We start from the raw sequence: 14,069 nt of genomic DNA, 5'->3' as shown, positions 1-14,069 counted from the left end.
GCTCAGGCCCGACAGCAACCCGACCCGATCGGATCGAGCTCGCGCGGCAGATCTGTGGGGGAGTTCGACAGACAGCGTGACGTCGCTGCCGACAGCGCTGATGTAAGGATCACCGCCCCGCCGTCAAGGGCCTGCACGAGGTGCCGGCGCCCCGCGCTGCCAGCAGGCGGCAGCCGTCGGATGGGCCTGCACAAACCACCATCGAGGCCGTTGCAGCGCGAGGTGCGAGCGCGCCGGTGAGCTGCGCCCACCGGCCCACACGGGGCCCCCACCCTACAGCCGTGTGCAGGACGCCGGCGACCGAACTGACCGGCAATCTGCGGATCATCCAGACGGTCCACGGCGACAAGGGCGCTCCATGCCGATCCCGAAAACCGATTTCGGCGCTGTGTGTTGGCGAGCTCCGGCCTCGCGCCGGGAGCGGCGATGCCGCACGCGGTTCTGAACACGGCCAAACCAAGTCCCGATCACGCAAGTTAAATTCGCGCCTCGGTGAGCGTTAAACCAGAAGTTAGCATCTCCTCTCCTAGAAGGGCAGGGTTTACCTGCCGCGGGCTGTGCCGGGCAGACCCTTTCCAAGGCCCCGTGCATGAGCGCTGATCTCCAGCCTGTCGCCGTGGTGAGCCGGAGGGCGGCGCGTCCGATCCGGCCGGACCTGGATATGGTGACCCGCGACACCCTGATCGGCTACCTCGACGCGGTCCGGCAGGGCTTGCTGATGATCGACGGCGTGGGGACGATCGTCGTCGCGAGCAGCCCCGCGCAGCATCTCCTGTCCAGCCTGAACGTGACGGTGCGGGAGAACGCGTCCGCACTGCCGCTCCTGCGGGCCCTCCGGGGCGGGACGGCGCAGGAGCGTCGCACGGCGATGAGCGCCCTGCGCCACGCGCTCCAGCGCCGGCAGCCGGTCGTGTTCGAGCTGCGGGGCCGGGACCACACGGTCCAGGCAGAGCTTCACCCGACCGCGGGCGGGCGCTGGGTCGTGACGCTGGAAGATGTCAGCACCCGCAAGGCGACCGAGGCCCGCGCCGACGAGATGGCCCGCCTCGATCCGCTCACGGGCCTCCCGAACCGCCTGCTCCTGCGCGAGCGCCTCGCCGAGGCCCTCGCGCGCCTGGCGCGCAGCGGCGAGGCCTGCGCCCTCCTTCTGATCGACCTCGACCGGTTCAAGCCGGTCAACGACACGCTCGGCCACCCGATCGGGGACGCCCTGCTGGAGAAGGTCGCCGACCGCCTCCGCTCGACGGTGCGCCCCACCGACACGGTGGCGCGGATCGGCGGCGACGAGTTCGTCATCCTGCAAGCCGGAATCCGCGACGCCGCCGGGACGCAGGTGCTGGCCCGCCGCATCGTCGACCTGATCGGCCGGACCTACATGGTGGAGGGACACCTCCTGACGATTGGCGCCAGCGTCGGCGTGGCGCTCGCCCCGGAAGACGGGGTCGACGCCGACAAGCTCCTGAAGAACGCCGATCTCGCCCTGTATCGGGCCAAGCTCGACGGGCGCGGGACCTACCGGTTCTTCGAGCCAGAGATGGACGCGCGCATGCAGGCGCGGCGCAAGCTCGAACTCGACATGCGCCAAGCCCTGGCGCGCCGCGAGTTCCAGCTGCACTACCAGCCGCAACTGCAGCTTGAGAGCGGCAAGCTGATCGGCTGCGAGGCCCTGATCCGCTGGCGGCATCCCGAACGGGGCCTGGTCTCGCCCCTGGATTTCATCCCGCTGGCCGAGGAGATCGGCCTGATCGTGCCCATCGGGGAATGGGTCATCCGCCAGGCCTGCCGCGACGCCATGACCTGGCCGGCCCCCATGTCGGTGGCGGTGAACGTCTCACCCGCGCAGTTCAAGAGCGACCGGCTCGTGGAGACGATCATCTCGGCCCTGGCGACCTCGGGGCTGCCCGCCCAGCGGCTGGAGGTTGAGATCACCGAGGGCGTCCTGCTGCAGGAGAACGAGAATACGCTCCAGACCCTGCACCGGCTTCGGGAACTCGGCGTGCGCGTCTCGATGGACGATTTCGGCACCGGCTACTCGTCGCTCAGCTACCTGCGCAGCTTCCCGTTCGACAAGATCAAGATCGACCGGTCCTTCGTGAAGGATTTGGCGACCAAGCCCGACGGCGAGGCGATCATCCGGGCCATCGCGGGGCTCGGCAAGAGCCTCGGCATGACCACGGTGGCGGAGGGTGTCGAGACCCCGGAGCAGATGCAGCGCATCCGGCTGGAGGGCTGCACCGACGTCCAGGGCTATCTCATCAGCAAGCCGGTTCCCATCGAGGATCTGGTCCAGGTTTTCGCCAGCTACCCGCAGGCCTGATCCCCTCCCCTCTCGGACGCACCGTTATGAGCGACCTCTACCGCCTCGTCTACGCCAGCAAGAACCTGCTCCAGGGACCGGAGGCCGAGGTCACGGCGGCCGTCCGGCAGATCCTGGACGCCTCGCAGCGGAACAACAGGGCGGTCGGCGTGACCGGCGCGCTGATGTTCAATGCGGGTGCCTTCGCGCAGGTCCTCGAGGGTCCGCGCCAGGGCGTCGAGGCGACCTTCGAGCGGATCCAGCGCGATCTCCGCCACAGCGACGTCACGGTCCTGCAATGCGGGCCGACGGAAGGCCGCGGCTTCGCAAACTGGTCCATGGCCTTCGTGGGTCAGTCGGCCCAGGGGCAGGCCCGCTTCAGCAGCATCGCGGCCGAGAGCGGCTTCGATCTCTCGCGCCTCGACGGCGACCGCGTCTTCTCCATGCTGCAAGGGCTGGTGTTGGAAGAAGAGGGCGTCCCGGCCGCCGCGGTGCCTCCCCAAGATGCCGCGCAGGGCCGCGGCGCGGCCGGTCTCGACGTGGCGCAGGTGCGTGCCGAGATCGCGCAGCTTCGTCCGGAGGCCGCGGCGCCCGCCGCAGCTCTCCCCCCGGCTGCGCCGGCCGCGGTCCGGCCGCCGGACGCCCAGGCCGGCAAGGGCAGGCCCGCCGTGGCGCGGGGGGCGACCGATGCGGCCCTCTGCGTGCTCAAGGCGGCGCTGACGAGCGAGCGTCAGCGCACGACCGAATTGCGGGCGGAGATCGACGCCCTTCAGGTGGCGCTGGCCTCGGCGGAGCACCGGTTCGATATCATGCGCGGCGAGCGGGACCTCTGGGCCGGGCGTGCGCAGCTCCTCGCGCGGGCTATGGCCCAGGAAGCCGATGACATCCAGCAGGCCGGGCAGAGCCGGCCGCGCGACGACACCGGCCGGGAGGAACTCCCCGACGTCCGGGCGGCCTGACCGCTATCCCGCCGGCCGGGAACACCGAGCACCGTTCTCTTGATAGCCGGATGCGTTCGTCATAAAGAACGCGCGCCGCTCGCTCGTCGGCGGGCGGCGTGGTTCGGCGCGGAGAGAATCGATGTCAGAGGGATTAGCGGCCCGCACCATCGCGGCAGCCAACGGCGTCGCTCAGGACGCGGCCTTCGGCGCGGTGATCGCGCCGATCCACCTGTCGACCACCTTCAAGTTCCCCGCTTTCGAGCAGCCCGGTCCCTACGATTACTCGCGTCTGGGCAACCCGACCCGCGATGCCCTGGCCGACACGATCGCCAAGCTGGAGGGTGGCGCCCGGGCCGTCATGGTCGCGAGCGGCATGGCCGCCCTCGATCTCGCCCTGTCCAGCCTGCGGCCGGGCGATCTCCTGGTCGCCCCGCACGACTGCTACGGCGGGACGCACCGCCTGCTCAGCTTCCGCAGCGCCCGGGGCCATTACCGCGTCGCCTTCATCGACCAGACCGACCCGGACGCACTGACGGCGGCCCTGGCCGAGAAGCCGAAGGTCGTGCTCGTCGAGACGCCGAGCAACCCGCTGATGCGGGTGGTGGACGTCCGTCGCGTCACGGCCGCCGCGAAGGCCGTCGGCGCACTCGCGGTGGTCGACAATACCTTCCTGTCGCCTGCCCTGCAGCAGCCGATCACCCTCGGGGCCGATCTGGTCGTCCATTCCACGACCAAGTTCCTGAACGGCCATTCCGACGTGATCGGCGGCACCGTGATCGCCGCCGACAAGGCGGTCGGCGAGGAACTCGCCGCCTGGGCCAACACGATCGGCGTGACGGGTTCGCCCCTGGACGCCTATCTGACGCTGCGGGGCCTGCGCACCCTGTTCGTGCGCGTGGAGCAGCAGCAGCGGAACGCGGCAGCCCTGGCCGCCTTCCTCGACGCGCACCCGGCCGTGAGCCGCGTCCACTATCCGGGCTTGCCCGCGCATCCGGGCCACGCCCTTGCCAAGGCGCAGCAGGCCGGCTTCGGTGCCATGCTGAGCTTCGAGCTGGCCGGCGGACGCGATGCGGTGCGGACCTTCGTCGAGGCGCTGCGGGTCTTCACGCTGGCCGAGTCGCTGGGTGGCGTCGAGAGCTTGGTCGCCCATCCGCCGACCATGACGCACGCGGCGATGGACCCGGAGGCGCGCGCCATCGCGGGCATCACCGACGGGCTGCTGCGCCTGTCGGTGGGGCTCGAGGCCGAGGCCGATCTCCTGGCCGACCTGTCCCGGGCATTGGAGGCGGTCGGCGGCTGAGCCGGCTGCTCACTCCTCCTCGATCACCTGGAACCCGGCCTCCTCCTCGACCACCCGGAACTTGGAGAGCCGCAGGGTCCGGGAACGCTCGGCGGCCTCGTCTCGGCATTTGTCGACGTGCACGGCCCGGTTGACGACCTGCAAGTTCGGAGCCCCCCAGAAGGCGAGCAGGTCCGGCCAGGGAAGGCCGCGATGCTCGCGCCAGACCCGGTAAAGCGGCAGCGCATGATCGACCTCGGCGGTACGCAAGAGCCGCTTGCCGGAGGTCGCGCAGCGATGGTGCTGGCGGAGCTTCAGCGCCCGCATCTGCGCGTGCGGGGCAATCCAGAACTTCCACGCCGCGACACAGGCCGCGTGCCAAGCCGCATTGCCGTTCGGCACACCGCGCTTCCACAGATCCCGGTGCCACCCGAACTTGAAGACCGGCTGGCCGCAGATGCAGCAGGCACCGCGGCCGCGCGCGAAAGCCGGGTCGCGGTACGGGGCGGGCGGAATCCGGAAGCTCCCAGCTCGACATTCCGTCCCCAGTTGCCACGTCCAGCCCTCCGGCTGGCCCGAGCAGGCCGCAAGGGCGCGCGCCAGCCGGTCGGCCCGGAGGATGTGGGTGCGCCAGTAGCTCTCGACGGCGAGCCGGGGCGTCGGCGGGATCAGGGGGCGCGTCAGGGCGTGCTGCAGGACCGGGATGGGGAAGAGCGGCGGCAGCGCTCGTTCCAGCCGCGCCCGGGCGTGATCGTTGCGAAGGGTGCGCCAGCGCGATGTCGTCATGCTGAGGTTGCTGCTACCCTGCGGCAGCCAGGAAGGCGACGACGCCGGGGCCACAGGGCCACCGCCTCGTAGCGCGAGCGAACCAGAGCGGTTTCGCGAGGTTCTCCCTTCGGGATTCATGTCCGCCCCGCAGCCGGGCCGGACCGAACGGGAGCGCGGGTGAGGATCGTCGTCTTCGGTCTGACCGTCAGCTCGTCCTGGGGCAACGGTCACGCCACCCTCTGGCGGGGGCTGTGCCGGGCCATGGCCCGGCGCGGCCACCAAGTCGTGTTCTTCGAGCGCGACGTCCCCTATTACCGGGCCCATCGCGACTTGGCGGAACTGCCGGGCGGCGAGCTCGTGCTGTACGGCGCGTTTTCAGAGATCCGCGCCGGCGCGGTGCGGGCGGTGGCCGAGGCCGACGCGGCGATCGTCACCTCGTACTGCCCGGACGCGCTTCCCGCCACCGAGATCGTGCTGGCGGCGCCCCGGGCGCGACGGGTCTTCTACGATCTCGACACCCCCGTCACCCTGGCGCGCCTGCGCGCCGGCGAGGATGTCGGCTATATCGGCCCCGGGGGCCTCGGCGGGTTCGATCTCGTCCTGAGCTACACGGGCGGGGAGGCGCTGGACGCCCTGCGCCGGGATCTCGGCGCACGACACGCCCGGCCGCTCTACGGGCATGTCGACCCGGAGGTCCATTGTCCGGCCGAGCCGCAGCCGCAGTACCGCGCCGATCTCTCCTATCTCGGGACCTACGCGGCGGACCGGCAAGCCGCGCTGGCGGCGCTCTTCGTGGAGCCCGCCCGGCAGCGGCCGGCGCAGCGCTTCCTCATCGGGGGCGCGCAATATCCGGCGAATTTCCCCTGGACCGAGAACATCCACTTCGTCCGCCATCTGCCGCCGGCAGAGCACCCGGCCTTCTTCTCCGCCTCGCGCCTGACACTCAACGTCACCCGGGCCGCGATGGCCGCCATGGGCTGGTGTCCCTCCGGCCGCCTGTTCGAGGCCACCGCCTGTGGAACGGCCGTGATCAGCGATGCCTGGGAGGGGCTCGACGCCTTTTTCCGGCCGGGCGAGGAGATCCTGATCGCCCGCGACGGCACCGACGTCCTGGCAGCCCTCGACAGGAGCGAGGCCGAGATCCGCCGCATCGCCGAGGCGGGCCGGGCCCGCACGCTGGCGGACCACACCTCCGAGCGCCGCCTCGACGATCTCGAACGCGCGCTCTCCGAACGCGGCGTTCCCGAACCAGCGGAGTCTGTCTGAGATGTGGGGGATTGTGCCTGCAGCCGGGCGGGGCAGCCGGATCCAGCCCCTCGCCTTCTCGAAGGAACTGCTTCCGGTGGGCAGCCGCCTGCGCGACGGGATGGAGCGTCCCTGCGCGGTGAGCGAGCATCTGGTGGAGCGCATGATCCGCGGCGGCGCCCGCAAGATCTGTTTCGTGATCTCCCCCGGCAAATCGGACATCGTGGAGTATTTCGGCGCCGGCTACGGCGAGACCCCGATCGCCTACGTAGTGCAGCCACGGCCGAGCGGCCTGTGCGACGCCGTCTTCTCCGCGCTGCCGCTGATCGCTCCGGACGAGCCGGTGATCGTCGGCCTGCCCGACACGGTCTGGCTGCCGCAGGACGCCCTGATCCAGCTGCCCGACGACGTCCTCTCCTTCCTGCTCTTCCCCGTCGAGCGGCCGGAGAATTTCGACGCGGTGGTGGTGGATCGGGACGGCGCGGTGCGCGAGATCCAGGTCAAGCAGCCGGGCGCCGCCTCGAACTGGATCTGGGGCGCCTTCAAGATGCCCGGACGGGTGCTGATGGAGCTGCACGCCCTCTGGCTCGCTAGGCTCTGCGCCGACGAATATATTGGGACCCTCGTCAACGCCTATCTGGCAGGGGGTGGTCGCGCCGTCGGCGTGCGGGCGGGGTCGGCCTATGTCGATGTCGGCACGCTGGACGGCTATCGCGCCGCCATGACGCTCTTGGCAGGTGCCGATACGGCGGCTGCGGAAGCGCGGCTGTCGCTCGGTGCCCCCGCCGCACGGGCTCCCGCGGCCCTCAGGCCGGCCGAGTAGCGCCGGGCCTGTGTTTCCCGTGAAACATTCGGCCTATCCGGCGGCCGGGTCGCGCGTCGCGTCGCCGGGAGCCGCACGGGCGTAGAGCTTCGCCACAAGCGCCCAGAAATCGCAGCGCTCGCCTTCGGGGATCTGCTGCAATCGCACCTCGATGGCCGCCCGCGCGGCCTGGGCGAAGTCCACGACCTGCTCTTCCAGGATCTCGAGGGGGTCGGCCATACGGAACCTCACGGCGGCGATGTTACGTCGAGCAACATCAACACGTCGGACTCCCTGCCGATCCCGCATCGCACAATCACGAAGGCGAGACCGATCCGACGCAGCCAGCTCCGCCATGGACAGGACGTTGCCGGATCGCAACAAAGATTCGTTTTTCAAGTATCGCCTCTACCAAAATCCGCCTTATTCAGTCACCAATCTTCGAATGCAGCATCTCTGAGATTAACATTTTTTATCCCAGTTACGAGCGGCCCGCCGGCCGACGAAGCCTTGAGGGAACCTGCATGAAGTCCATCGCGCGGGTGGCAGCAGCGCCGCTCTGGGTCGCCCAGCTTCTGACTGGAGCCAAATCCTTCGTCGACAACCCGATCCTCGGCTCGGAGCGGCTCAACCGGGCCGGGCTGCACACGGTGCGGGTGCGTCTGGCCCACGCCATGGCGGGCCTGCGCCGCCGCCAGCTCGCCCACCTCGTCAGCACCCAGGACCGGACCGACTTCGCCCGGGACGGCTTCATCAAGCGTGCCGATTTCATGCCGGCCGACCTGCACAGGGCGGTCTACGCCGAGGTCACGAGCGTCGCCGCCGAGGGTCGCGAGCAGGTTCAGGGCGACACCGTCACCCGCCGCATCCCGCTCGATCCCGAGACCCTCAAGCGGATGCCGGCCATGCGCCAGCTCCTCGCCATGCCGGAGTGGAAAAACCTGCTGCGCTACGTGGCGAGCTTCAACTGCGAGCCAATCCTGACCGTGCAGACGATCCTGTCGCACGTCACTGACGCGCCCCCGGATCCGCAGACCAACTTCCACATCGACACTTTCCACCCGACCATGAAGGCGTGGCTGTTCCTCACCGACGTCGCCGCCGACGAGGGGCCGTTCACCTATGTGCCGGGCTCGCACCGCCTCACCAAGCGGCGCCTGGCCTGGGAGCGACGCACCGCCGTCAACGCGGCGCGCGGTCTCGACCGCCTCAGCGGCCGCGGCTCGTTCCGGGCCAGCACGGCGGAGCTGAAGCGGATGGGCTACGCCAACCCGGTGGCCTTCGCGGTCCCGGGCAACACGCTGGTGGTGGGCGACACGGTGGGCTTCCACGCCCGCGGCCCGTCCCTGCGACCGGCGGTGCGCATCGAGGTCTGGGCCTACGACCGCCACAACCCGTTCCTGCCGCTGGCCGGCTTCGATCTCTGGTCGCTCACCGGTCTCGCGCGCTGGCGCACCCGGATCGAGTGGTGGTTGCTCGACCGGCTGGAGCAGCTCGGCCTGCGCCGCAATGTCTGGCGTCCGGTCGGCCCGCTCACGGCCGACGCACCGCCCCGGATCGTCTGAGCCGGAGCATCCGGGGGACGGGAGCGTCCCCCTACGCGGCATTCCGCGGCGCCAAGCGCAGGTAGGCGGGATCGAACTCCGCGAGCGTTTGCAGGCGCGGCAGGTCGAGGATCCGCAGGCGGCACTTGCACAGCTCGATCAGCCCCTTTCTCCGCACATCCCGGAGCGGACGGTTCACGTGGACGCTGGCCAGGCCCGTCGTGTCGGCCAGATCGGTCTGGGTCACCGACATGGCGTAGCCGTCGTCGCTGACGAGACCGACCGCCTGCAGGCGCACGAGCAGCTCGCAGAACAGGTGCGCCAGCCGCTCCAAGGCCGAGCGGCGGCCGATATTCACCAGCCACGCGCGGGCGATCGCCGCTTCGACCAGACGGCTCTTCCGCAGGGCGGCGGCGATCGTGGGGCGCTCCAGAAGCGGCCCGATCCGCGCCACCCGGCGGGGCGAGAGCGTGCCGATGGCGTGATCCACCCACGACAGTGATGTCGCCTCAAGATCGCAGATGTCGCCCGGGACCAGATAGGCCGTGATCTGGCGCATGCCCGTCGCGCAACCAGCTCCTGCGAGCGATGCAGGAGAAGGATTTCGAAGCCCTGCAGCCGCATCTGCGCCCTGTGGAACTGCCGGCCGGGGAGCCGCTGATCCGCCGCCACCAGCCGGTCCGGCAGCTCAGGCTGGTGGCCGATGCGAGCTACGGGACCGCGGAAGCGGAATACGCCCGGCTAATCGCGGGCGCGGACCGGGCCGCTGCACCGTGCTGAGCGGCGGGTCCGGCGCGCCGTGCCGCATCCGGCCCGATCCCGGCAGATGAAGTTTCACCTGCCTCCGTACTGACCGAAGATCGACTTGCCCGATCCGGGCGCCGGGTTGGAGTGACCGGGCGGCCTGTTGCCAGGATTGCGCGCTCCGCCTAGACGAGGCCAGCGCAATACTTGTGCTCACTCCCCCCTCTTCGGCAGAGGATGCCGCTTCCGTGATCACCGGTCCGTGCCTCATCGTCCAGCCGATCCACGCGGCGGGCCTCGATCGGCTGCGCGCGGCAGGGTTGGAGCCGCGCCGGGCCAGCGGCACCGATGCCGCCACCCTGGCCCGCGAGGTGGCCGGCTGCGTGGCCGTGATCACCCGCAACACCGGCTTCCCGGCCCGCGCCATCGCGGAGGCGGCGAATCTGCGGGTGATCGGCGTGCACGGGACTGGCACCGACCACGTGGCCACCGCCGAGGCGACCGACGCGGGAATCGTGGTGGTCAACACGCCCGGCGCCAACGCCGTCTCGGTGGCCGAGCAGACGCTGGCGCTGATCTTCGCCCTGGCCAAGGCCCTGCCGGAGGCCGACCGCTCCGTCCGGGCCGGCGACGACAGCTTCAAGTTCACCGCCCGGCTGATCGAGCTCGCCGGCCTGACGCTGGGCCTCGTCGGCTTCGGGGCGATCGGGCAGGCGACCGCCAGGCTCGGGGCCGCCCTGGGCCTGCGGGTGCTGGCCTACGGCCCGAGCCGCCCGGACGCCGATTTCGCCAATGCCGGCGCCCTGCGGGCCGCCTCGGTCGACGCGCTCCTGACCGAGGCCGACATCGTCTCCCTGCACGTGCCGCTGACCCGCACCACCCGCGGCCTGATCGGCCGGGACCAGCTCGCCCGGATGAAGCGCGACGCCTTCCTGATCAACACCAGCCGCGGCGGCCTGATCGACGAGGCGGCCCTGGTCGAGGCGCTGGAGGCCGGCACGATCGCGGGCGCCGGACTTGACGTCTTCGCCCAGGAGCCGTTGCCGCCCGACCACCCCCTCGCTCGCCAGGAGCGGGCGATCCTGACGCCTCATGTCGGCGGCTCCACCGAGGCCGCCCTGATCCGCACCGCCGAGACCGCCGCGACCCGCGTGGTCGACGTCCTCGCCGGCCGGCGGCCGGGCGGGCTGGTCAACCCGGCCGTCTGGGAGCGGCGCCGCGCGCCGTGACGCCCTGAGACCGGTTGCCGCCACGGGCCGTGCGACGAGCCTCCGACCGACTCATCCTGAGGTGCCCGCGTCAGCGGGCCTCGAAGGGCGGCTTCCGCTTCGCTCCAGCACCTCAGGATGAGGGCGCGGGTGGGAGGGCCGCGCTCCGATGCCCCCGACCCCGCCGGATCACGCCCTTTCGTCCGGACCGCGACCGCCCGCCGCGCGCCTTGTCATGCAATCGTCGCAGACGGCCCGGAAAGCCACGCGCTGCATTCCCGGCAGAGAGGGCTCCATGGACTTCCACCGCCGCTTCACGGTCCTGATGTGCGCCCCGGCCTTCGATCCGGACGATCTCGAGGGCGCGCGCGTCAACCAGATCGTGGCGGCCGTGGAGCAGCGCGGCTTCGAGGTGGTGCGCGCCCGGCGCGTCGAGGACGCGGCGATCGCCGTCCAGACCGACGCCGCGGTGGGCTGCCTCGTGGTCGACTGGGGCAAGCGCGGCCTCGACGGCAAGGCCGCCGCCCTCATCGACATGATGCGCCGGCGCGGCCTGGAGATGCCGATCGTCATCATGGTCCGCCGCAAGCGGCTGGAGGACATCCCGGTCGAGCTCCTCGACTTCATCGACGGCTACATCTTCCTCGCCGAGGAGACGCCGGAATTCATCGCCCGCGGCCTCGTCAGCCGGGTCACGCAGTACGCCGAGACGCTCAAGACGCCGTTCTTCGGCGCGCTGGTCGACTACGCCGAGAAGGGCAACCAGCTCTGGACCTGCCCGGGGCACAACGGCGGCATCTTCTACAACCGCTCGCCGATCGGCCGGATCTTCGTGGAGCACCTCGGCGAGGCGATCTTCCGCGACGACCTCGACAACTCGGTCCTCGACCTCGGCGACCTGCTGACCCACGAGGGCCCGGCGCTGAAGGCCCAGAAGGAGGCCGCCAAGATCTTCGGGGCGGAGAAGACCTACTTCGTCCTCAACGGCACCTCGGCCTCCAACAAGATCGTCCTGTCCTCCCTGGTGGCGGAGGACGACCTCGTCCTGTTCGACCGCAACAACCACAAGGCGGCCCACCACGGCGCCCTGTTCCTGGGCGGCGGCATCCCGATCTTCCTGGAAACGGACCGCAACGCCTACGGTCTGATCGGCCCGATCTTCCACGAAGCCCTGGACGAGACGCGGATCCGGGAGAAGATCCGCCGGAACCCGCTGGTGACCGATCCGAAAGCGTGGCGCCGGGAGCGGCCGTTCCGCGTGGCGGTGATCGAGCAGTGCACCTACGACGGCACGATCTACGACGCCCAGGAGATCCTGGAGAAGATCGGCCACCTCTGCGACTACATCCTGTTCGACGAGGCCTGGGCGGGCTTCATGAAGTTCCACCCGCTCTACGCCCGCCGCTTCGCCATGGGGCTGACCGGCCTCGACGAGACCTCGCCCGGCATCGTCGCCACGCAGTCGACCCACAAGCAGCTCGCGAGCTTCTCCCAGGCCTCGCAGATCCACACCCGGGACGGCCACATCCGCGGCCAGACCCGGCGGGTCGAGCACAAGCGGCTCAACGAGAGCTTCCTCGTCCACGCCTCCACGTCACCCTTCTATCCCCTGTTCGCCTCCCTCGACGTCGGCGCCCAGATGATGAAGGGGCGCTCCGGCATGATCCTGTGGGACGACACGATCCGGCTCGGGATCGAGTGGCGCAAGAAGGTCCGGGCGATCCGGCGCGAGTTCGAGGAGAACGAGCGCGACCCGGCGCGGCGCTGGTTCTTCGACCCCTTCGTACCGGACGTGACGGTGAACGCCGACGGCGCCGAGGTGCCGTGGGAGAGCGTGCCGACCGACGAGCTCGCCGCCACGCCGCGCCACTGGGAGCTGAAGCCGGGCGCGCGCTGGCACGGCTTCACCCACGTGGCGCCGGGCTACGCCATCACCGACCCGAACAAGCTCACCGTGCTGACTCCGGGCTTCGACCGGCACACGGGGGCCTACGCCCAGCACGGCGTGTCGGCGCCGATCGTGGCGCAATACCTGCGTGAGAACCGGATCGTCGCCGAGAAGAACGACCTGAACTCGCTGCTCTTCCTGCTGACCCCGGGGGTGGAATCCTCCAAGGCCGGCACGCTGATCTCGGGCCTCGTCGCCTTCAAGCGGTTCCACGACGACAACGTCCCGCTGGAGGAGGCCATGCCGGAATTCGTCAACCGCCGGCCGAACCGCTACCGGGGCGTGCGCCTGCGCGACCTCTGCGGCGAGTTCCACGCCTTCCACCGGGAGGCCGGCACCTCGACGCTGCAGCGGCGGCAATTCGCCCCCGAGCACCTGCCCGAGATGGTGATGCCGCCCAAGAAGGCCGCCCAGCTGCTGACCCGCAACAAGGTCGACTACGTGCCGATCGCCGAGGCCGAGGGGCGGATCGCCACCACGCTGATGCTGGTCTACCCCCCGGGCATCGGCACGGTGCTGCCGGGCGAGCGCCTGGACGACCGGGCCAAGCCCATGCTCGACTACTTCAAGATGTTCGAGGCCTCGGCCAACCTGTTCCCGGGCTTCGAGGCCGAGATCCAGGGCGTCTACCGCGAGGTCGACCCGGACGGGCGGATCCGCTTCCACACCTACGTGGCGCGGGAGGGGGCCTGATGGAGATCGAGGTCGAGACGCCCGGCCCGGTCCCGGCCCGGTCCTGCCCCGACATCGTCATCCGCCCGTCCTCGGACGCCGATGTCGAGGCCATGGTGGCGATCTACGAGCACCACATCAGCCGGGGCGTCAGCGACGTCGGTGTCGCCGAGGAGGACCGGCTGCTCCCCGACGACCTGAAGCGGCGGCGCAAGACCATGCGCAAGAAGCGCCTGCCGCACCTCGTGGCCGACCGGGACGGCGCGGTGGCGGGCTACGCCTACGCGGTGCCGTTCCGGAAGCGCCCGGCCTACCGCTACACGCTCAAGCACTCGATCTACGTGCATCCCGACCACCTGCACGCGGGGATCGGCCGGCGGCTGCTGCCGGCCCTGATCGAGGCCTGCGCGGCGGGCGGCTACCGCCAGATGATCGGCTACATCGACGCCGAGAACGCGGCGTCCCTGCGCCTCCACGAGGCCTGCGGGTTCGAGCGGGTCGGCTACTTGCGGGCGGTGGCGTTCAAGTACGGCCACTGGGCGGACAGCGTGATGGTCCAGCGGGCGCTGGGCACCGGGTCGGAGGACCGCCCGGGGTAGAACGCGGCGCACGGCAGTCAATC

General features: G+C 70.5%; 13 protein-coding genes. 10 read left to right on the top strand and 3 right to left on the bottom strand.

The features are described 5' to 3' along the window. Positions 1 to 589: 589 nt before the first annotated feature. The 3 genes from ACYCO6_RS32395 to metB all read left to right on the top strand — a co-directional run bounded on the left by ACYCO6_RS32395 (position 590) and on the right by metB (position 4,537). Positions 590 to 2,317 carry a putative bifunctional diguanylate cyclase/phosphodiesterase gene (locus ACYCO6_RS32395; RefSeq protein ID WP_459767106.1) on the top strand — a complete coding sequence of 576 codons (1,728 nt, stop codon included), beginning with the start codon at positions 590 to 592 and terminating at the stop codon, positions 2,315 to 2,317. Between the two features lie 26 nt (positions 2,318 to 2,343). After that, a complete protein-coding gene (locus ACYCO6_RS32390) occupies positions 2,344 to 3,255 on the top strand; it encodes a BLUF domain-containing protein (RefSeq protein ID WP_459767104.1) in 912 nt (303 codons plus the stop codon). A 121-nt stretch (positions 3,256 to 3,376) separates the two neighbouring features. Continuing rightward, entirely contained in the window at positions 3,377 to 4,537 is a 1,161-nt protein-coding gene (gene metB / locus ACYCO6_RS32385) for a cystathionine gamma-synthase (protein WP_459767102.1), read from the top strand. Positions 4,538 to 4,546: 9 nt separating this feature from the next. On the opposite strand, the gene ACYCO6_RS32380 is transcribed toward metB, so the two are convergent. Then, the gene (locus ACYCO6_RS32380) at positions 4,547 to 5,302 is read right to left on the bottom strand and encodes a hypothetical protein (RefSeq protein ID WP_459767100.1); all 756 of its coding nucleotides are present in this window, start codon (positions 5,300 to 5,302) and stop codon (positions 4,547 to 4,549) included. A 159-nt stretch (positions 5,303 to 5,461) separates the two neighbouring features. Between ACYCO6_RS32380 and ACYCO6_RS32375 the strand changes: the two genes are divergently transcribed. After that, on the top strand, positions 5,462 to 6,550 hold the full coding sequence (locus ACYCO6_RS32375; protein WP_459767098.1) for a CgeB family protein: 1,089 nt from the start codon (positions 5,462 to 5,464) through the stop codon (positions 6,548 to 6,550). A 1-nt stretch (position 6,551) separates the two neighbouring features. After that, complete coding sequence (locus ACYCO6_RS32370; RefSeq protein ID WP_459767096.1) at positions 6,552 to 7,352, top strand: nucleotidyltransferase family protein; 801 nt, start codon at positions 6,552 to 6,554, stop codon at positions 7,350 to 7,352. A 33-nt stretch (positions 7,353 to 7,385) separates the two neighbouring features. Here the strand turns inward: ACYCO6_RS32370 and ACYCO6_RS32365 are convergent, their stop codons facing one another. After that, on the bottom strand, positions 7,386 to 7,571 hold the full coding sequence (locus ACYCO6_RS32365) for a hypothetical protein (protein WP_459767094.1): 186 nt from the start codon (positions 7,569 to 7,571) through the stop codon (positions 7,386 to 7,388). Positions 7,572 to 7,855: 284 nt separating this feature from the next. Between ACYCO6_RS32365 and ACYCO6_RS32360 the strand changes: the two genes are divergently transcribed. Next, positions 7,856 to 8,896 (top strand): phytanoyl-CoA dioxygenase family protein, encoded by a 1,041-nt coding sequence (locus ACYCO6_RS32360; protein ID WP_459767090.1) that lies wholly within the window; start codon positions 7,856 to 7,858, stop codon positions 8,894 to 8,896. Between the two features lie 31 nt (positions 8,897 to 8,927). Here the strand turns inward: ACYCO6_RS32360 and ACYCO6_RS32355 are convergent, their stop codons facing one another. Next, positions 8,928 to 9,434, bottom strand: a complete 507-nt coding sequence (locus ACYCO6_RS32355; RefSeq protein ID WP_459767087.1) for a Crp/Fnr family transcriptional regulator — start codon at positions 9,432 to 9,434, stop codon at positions 8,928 to 8,930. 29 nt (positions 9,435 to 9,463) lie between these two features. Here ACYCO6_RS32355 and ACYCO6_RS32350 point away from each other — a divergent pair, with 29 nt between their 5' ends. The 4 genes from ACYCO6_RS32350 (at position 9,464) to ACYCO6_RS32335 (ending at position 14,046) form a co-directional block, all read left to right on the top strand. Beyond that, positions 9,464 to 9,655, top strand: coding sequence for a hypothetical protein (locus ACYCO6_RS32350; protein ID WP_459767085.1), 192 nt, complete (start codon positions 9,464 to 9,466; stop codon positions 9,653 to 9,655). Positions 9,656 to 9,867: 212 nt separating this feature from the next. Beyond that, a complete protein-coding gene (locus tag ACYCO6_RS32345; protein WP_459767083.1) occupies positions 9,868 to 10,848 on the top strand; it encodes a hydroxyacid dehydrogenase in 981 nt (326 codons plus the stop codon). Positions 10,849 to 11,122: 274 nt separating this feature from the next. Then, positions 11,123 to 13,468 (top strand): Orn/Lys/Arg family decarboxylase, encoded by a 2,346-nt coding sequence (locus ACYCO6_RS32340; RefSeq protein ID WP_459767081.1) that lies wholly within the window; start codon positions 11,123 to 11,125, stop codon positions 13,466 to 13,468. Further along, positions 13,468 to 14,046 carry an N-acetyltransferase family protein gene (locus tag ACYCO6_RS32335; RefSeq protein WP_459767079.1) on the top strand — a complete coding sequence of 193 codons (579 nt, stop codon included), beginning with the start codon at positions 13,468 to 13,470 and terminating at the stop codon, positions 14,044 to 14,046. The genes ACYCO6_RS32340 and ACYCO6_RS32335 overlap by 1 nt, the downstream gene beginning before the upstream one ends. Positions 14,047 to 14,069 lie beyond the last annotated feature (23 nt).

The sequence above is a fragment of the Methylobacterium sp. CM6257 genome (assembly GCF_054611515.1).
This window is presented reverse-complemented; position numbering and strand designations above follow the sequence as displayed.

Bases quoted from the DNA above. Each gene is read 5' to 3' on its own strand.
- ACYCO6_RS32395 (WP_459767106.1), top strand. From the start codon at position 590: ATGAGCGCTGATCTCCAGCCTGTCGCCGTGGTGAGCCGGAGGGCGGCG.
- ACYCO6_RS32390 (WP_459767104.1), top strand. From the start codon at position 2,344: ATGAGCGACCTCTACCGCCTCGTCTACGCCAGCAAGAACCTGCTCCAG.
- metB (WP_459767102.1), top strand. From the start codon at position 3,377: ATGTCAGAGGGATTAGCGGCCCGCACCATCGCGGCAGCCAACGGCGTC.
- ACYCO6_RS32380 (WP_459767100.1), bottom strand. From the start codon at position 5,302: ATGACGACATCGCGCTGGCGCACCCTTCGCAACGATCACGCCCGGGCG.
- ACYCO6_RS32370 (WP_459767096.1), top strand. From the start codon at position 6,552: ATGTGGGGGATTGTGCCTGCAGCCGGGCGGGGCAGCCGGATCCAGCCC.
- ACYCO6_RS32365 (WP_459767094.1), bottom strand. From the start codon at position 7,571: ATGGCCGACCCCCTCGAGATCCTGGAAGAGCAGGTCGTGGACTTCGCC.
- ACYCO6_RS32360 (WP_459767090.1), top strand. From the start codon at position 7,856: ATGAAGTCCATCGCGCGGGTGGCAGCAGCGCCGCTCTGGGTCGCCCAG.
- ACYCO6_RS32355 (WP_459767087.1), bottom strand. From the start codon at position 9,434: ATGCGCCAGATCACGGCCTATCTGGTCCCGGGCGACATCTGCGATCTT.
- ACYCO6_RS32350 (WP_459767085.1), top strand. From the start codon at position 9,464: ATGCAGGAGAAGGATTTCGAAGCCCTGCAGCCGCATCTGCGCCCTGTG.
- ACYCO6_RS32340 (WP_459767081.1), top strand. From the start codon at position 11,123: ATGGACTTCCACCGCCGCTTCACGGTCCTGATGTGCGCCCCGGCCTTC.
- ACYCO6_RS32335 (WP_459767079.1), top strand. From the start codon at position 13,468: ATGGAGATCGAGGTCGAGACGCCCGGCCCGGTCCCGGCCCGGTCCTGC.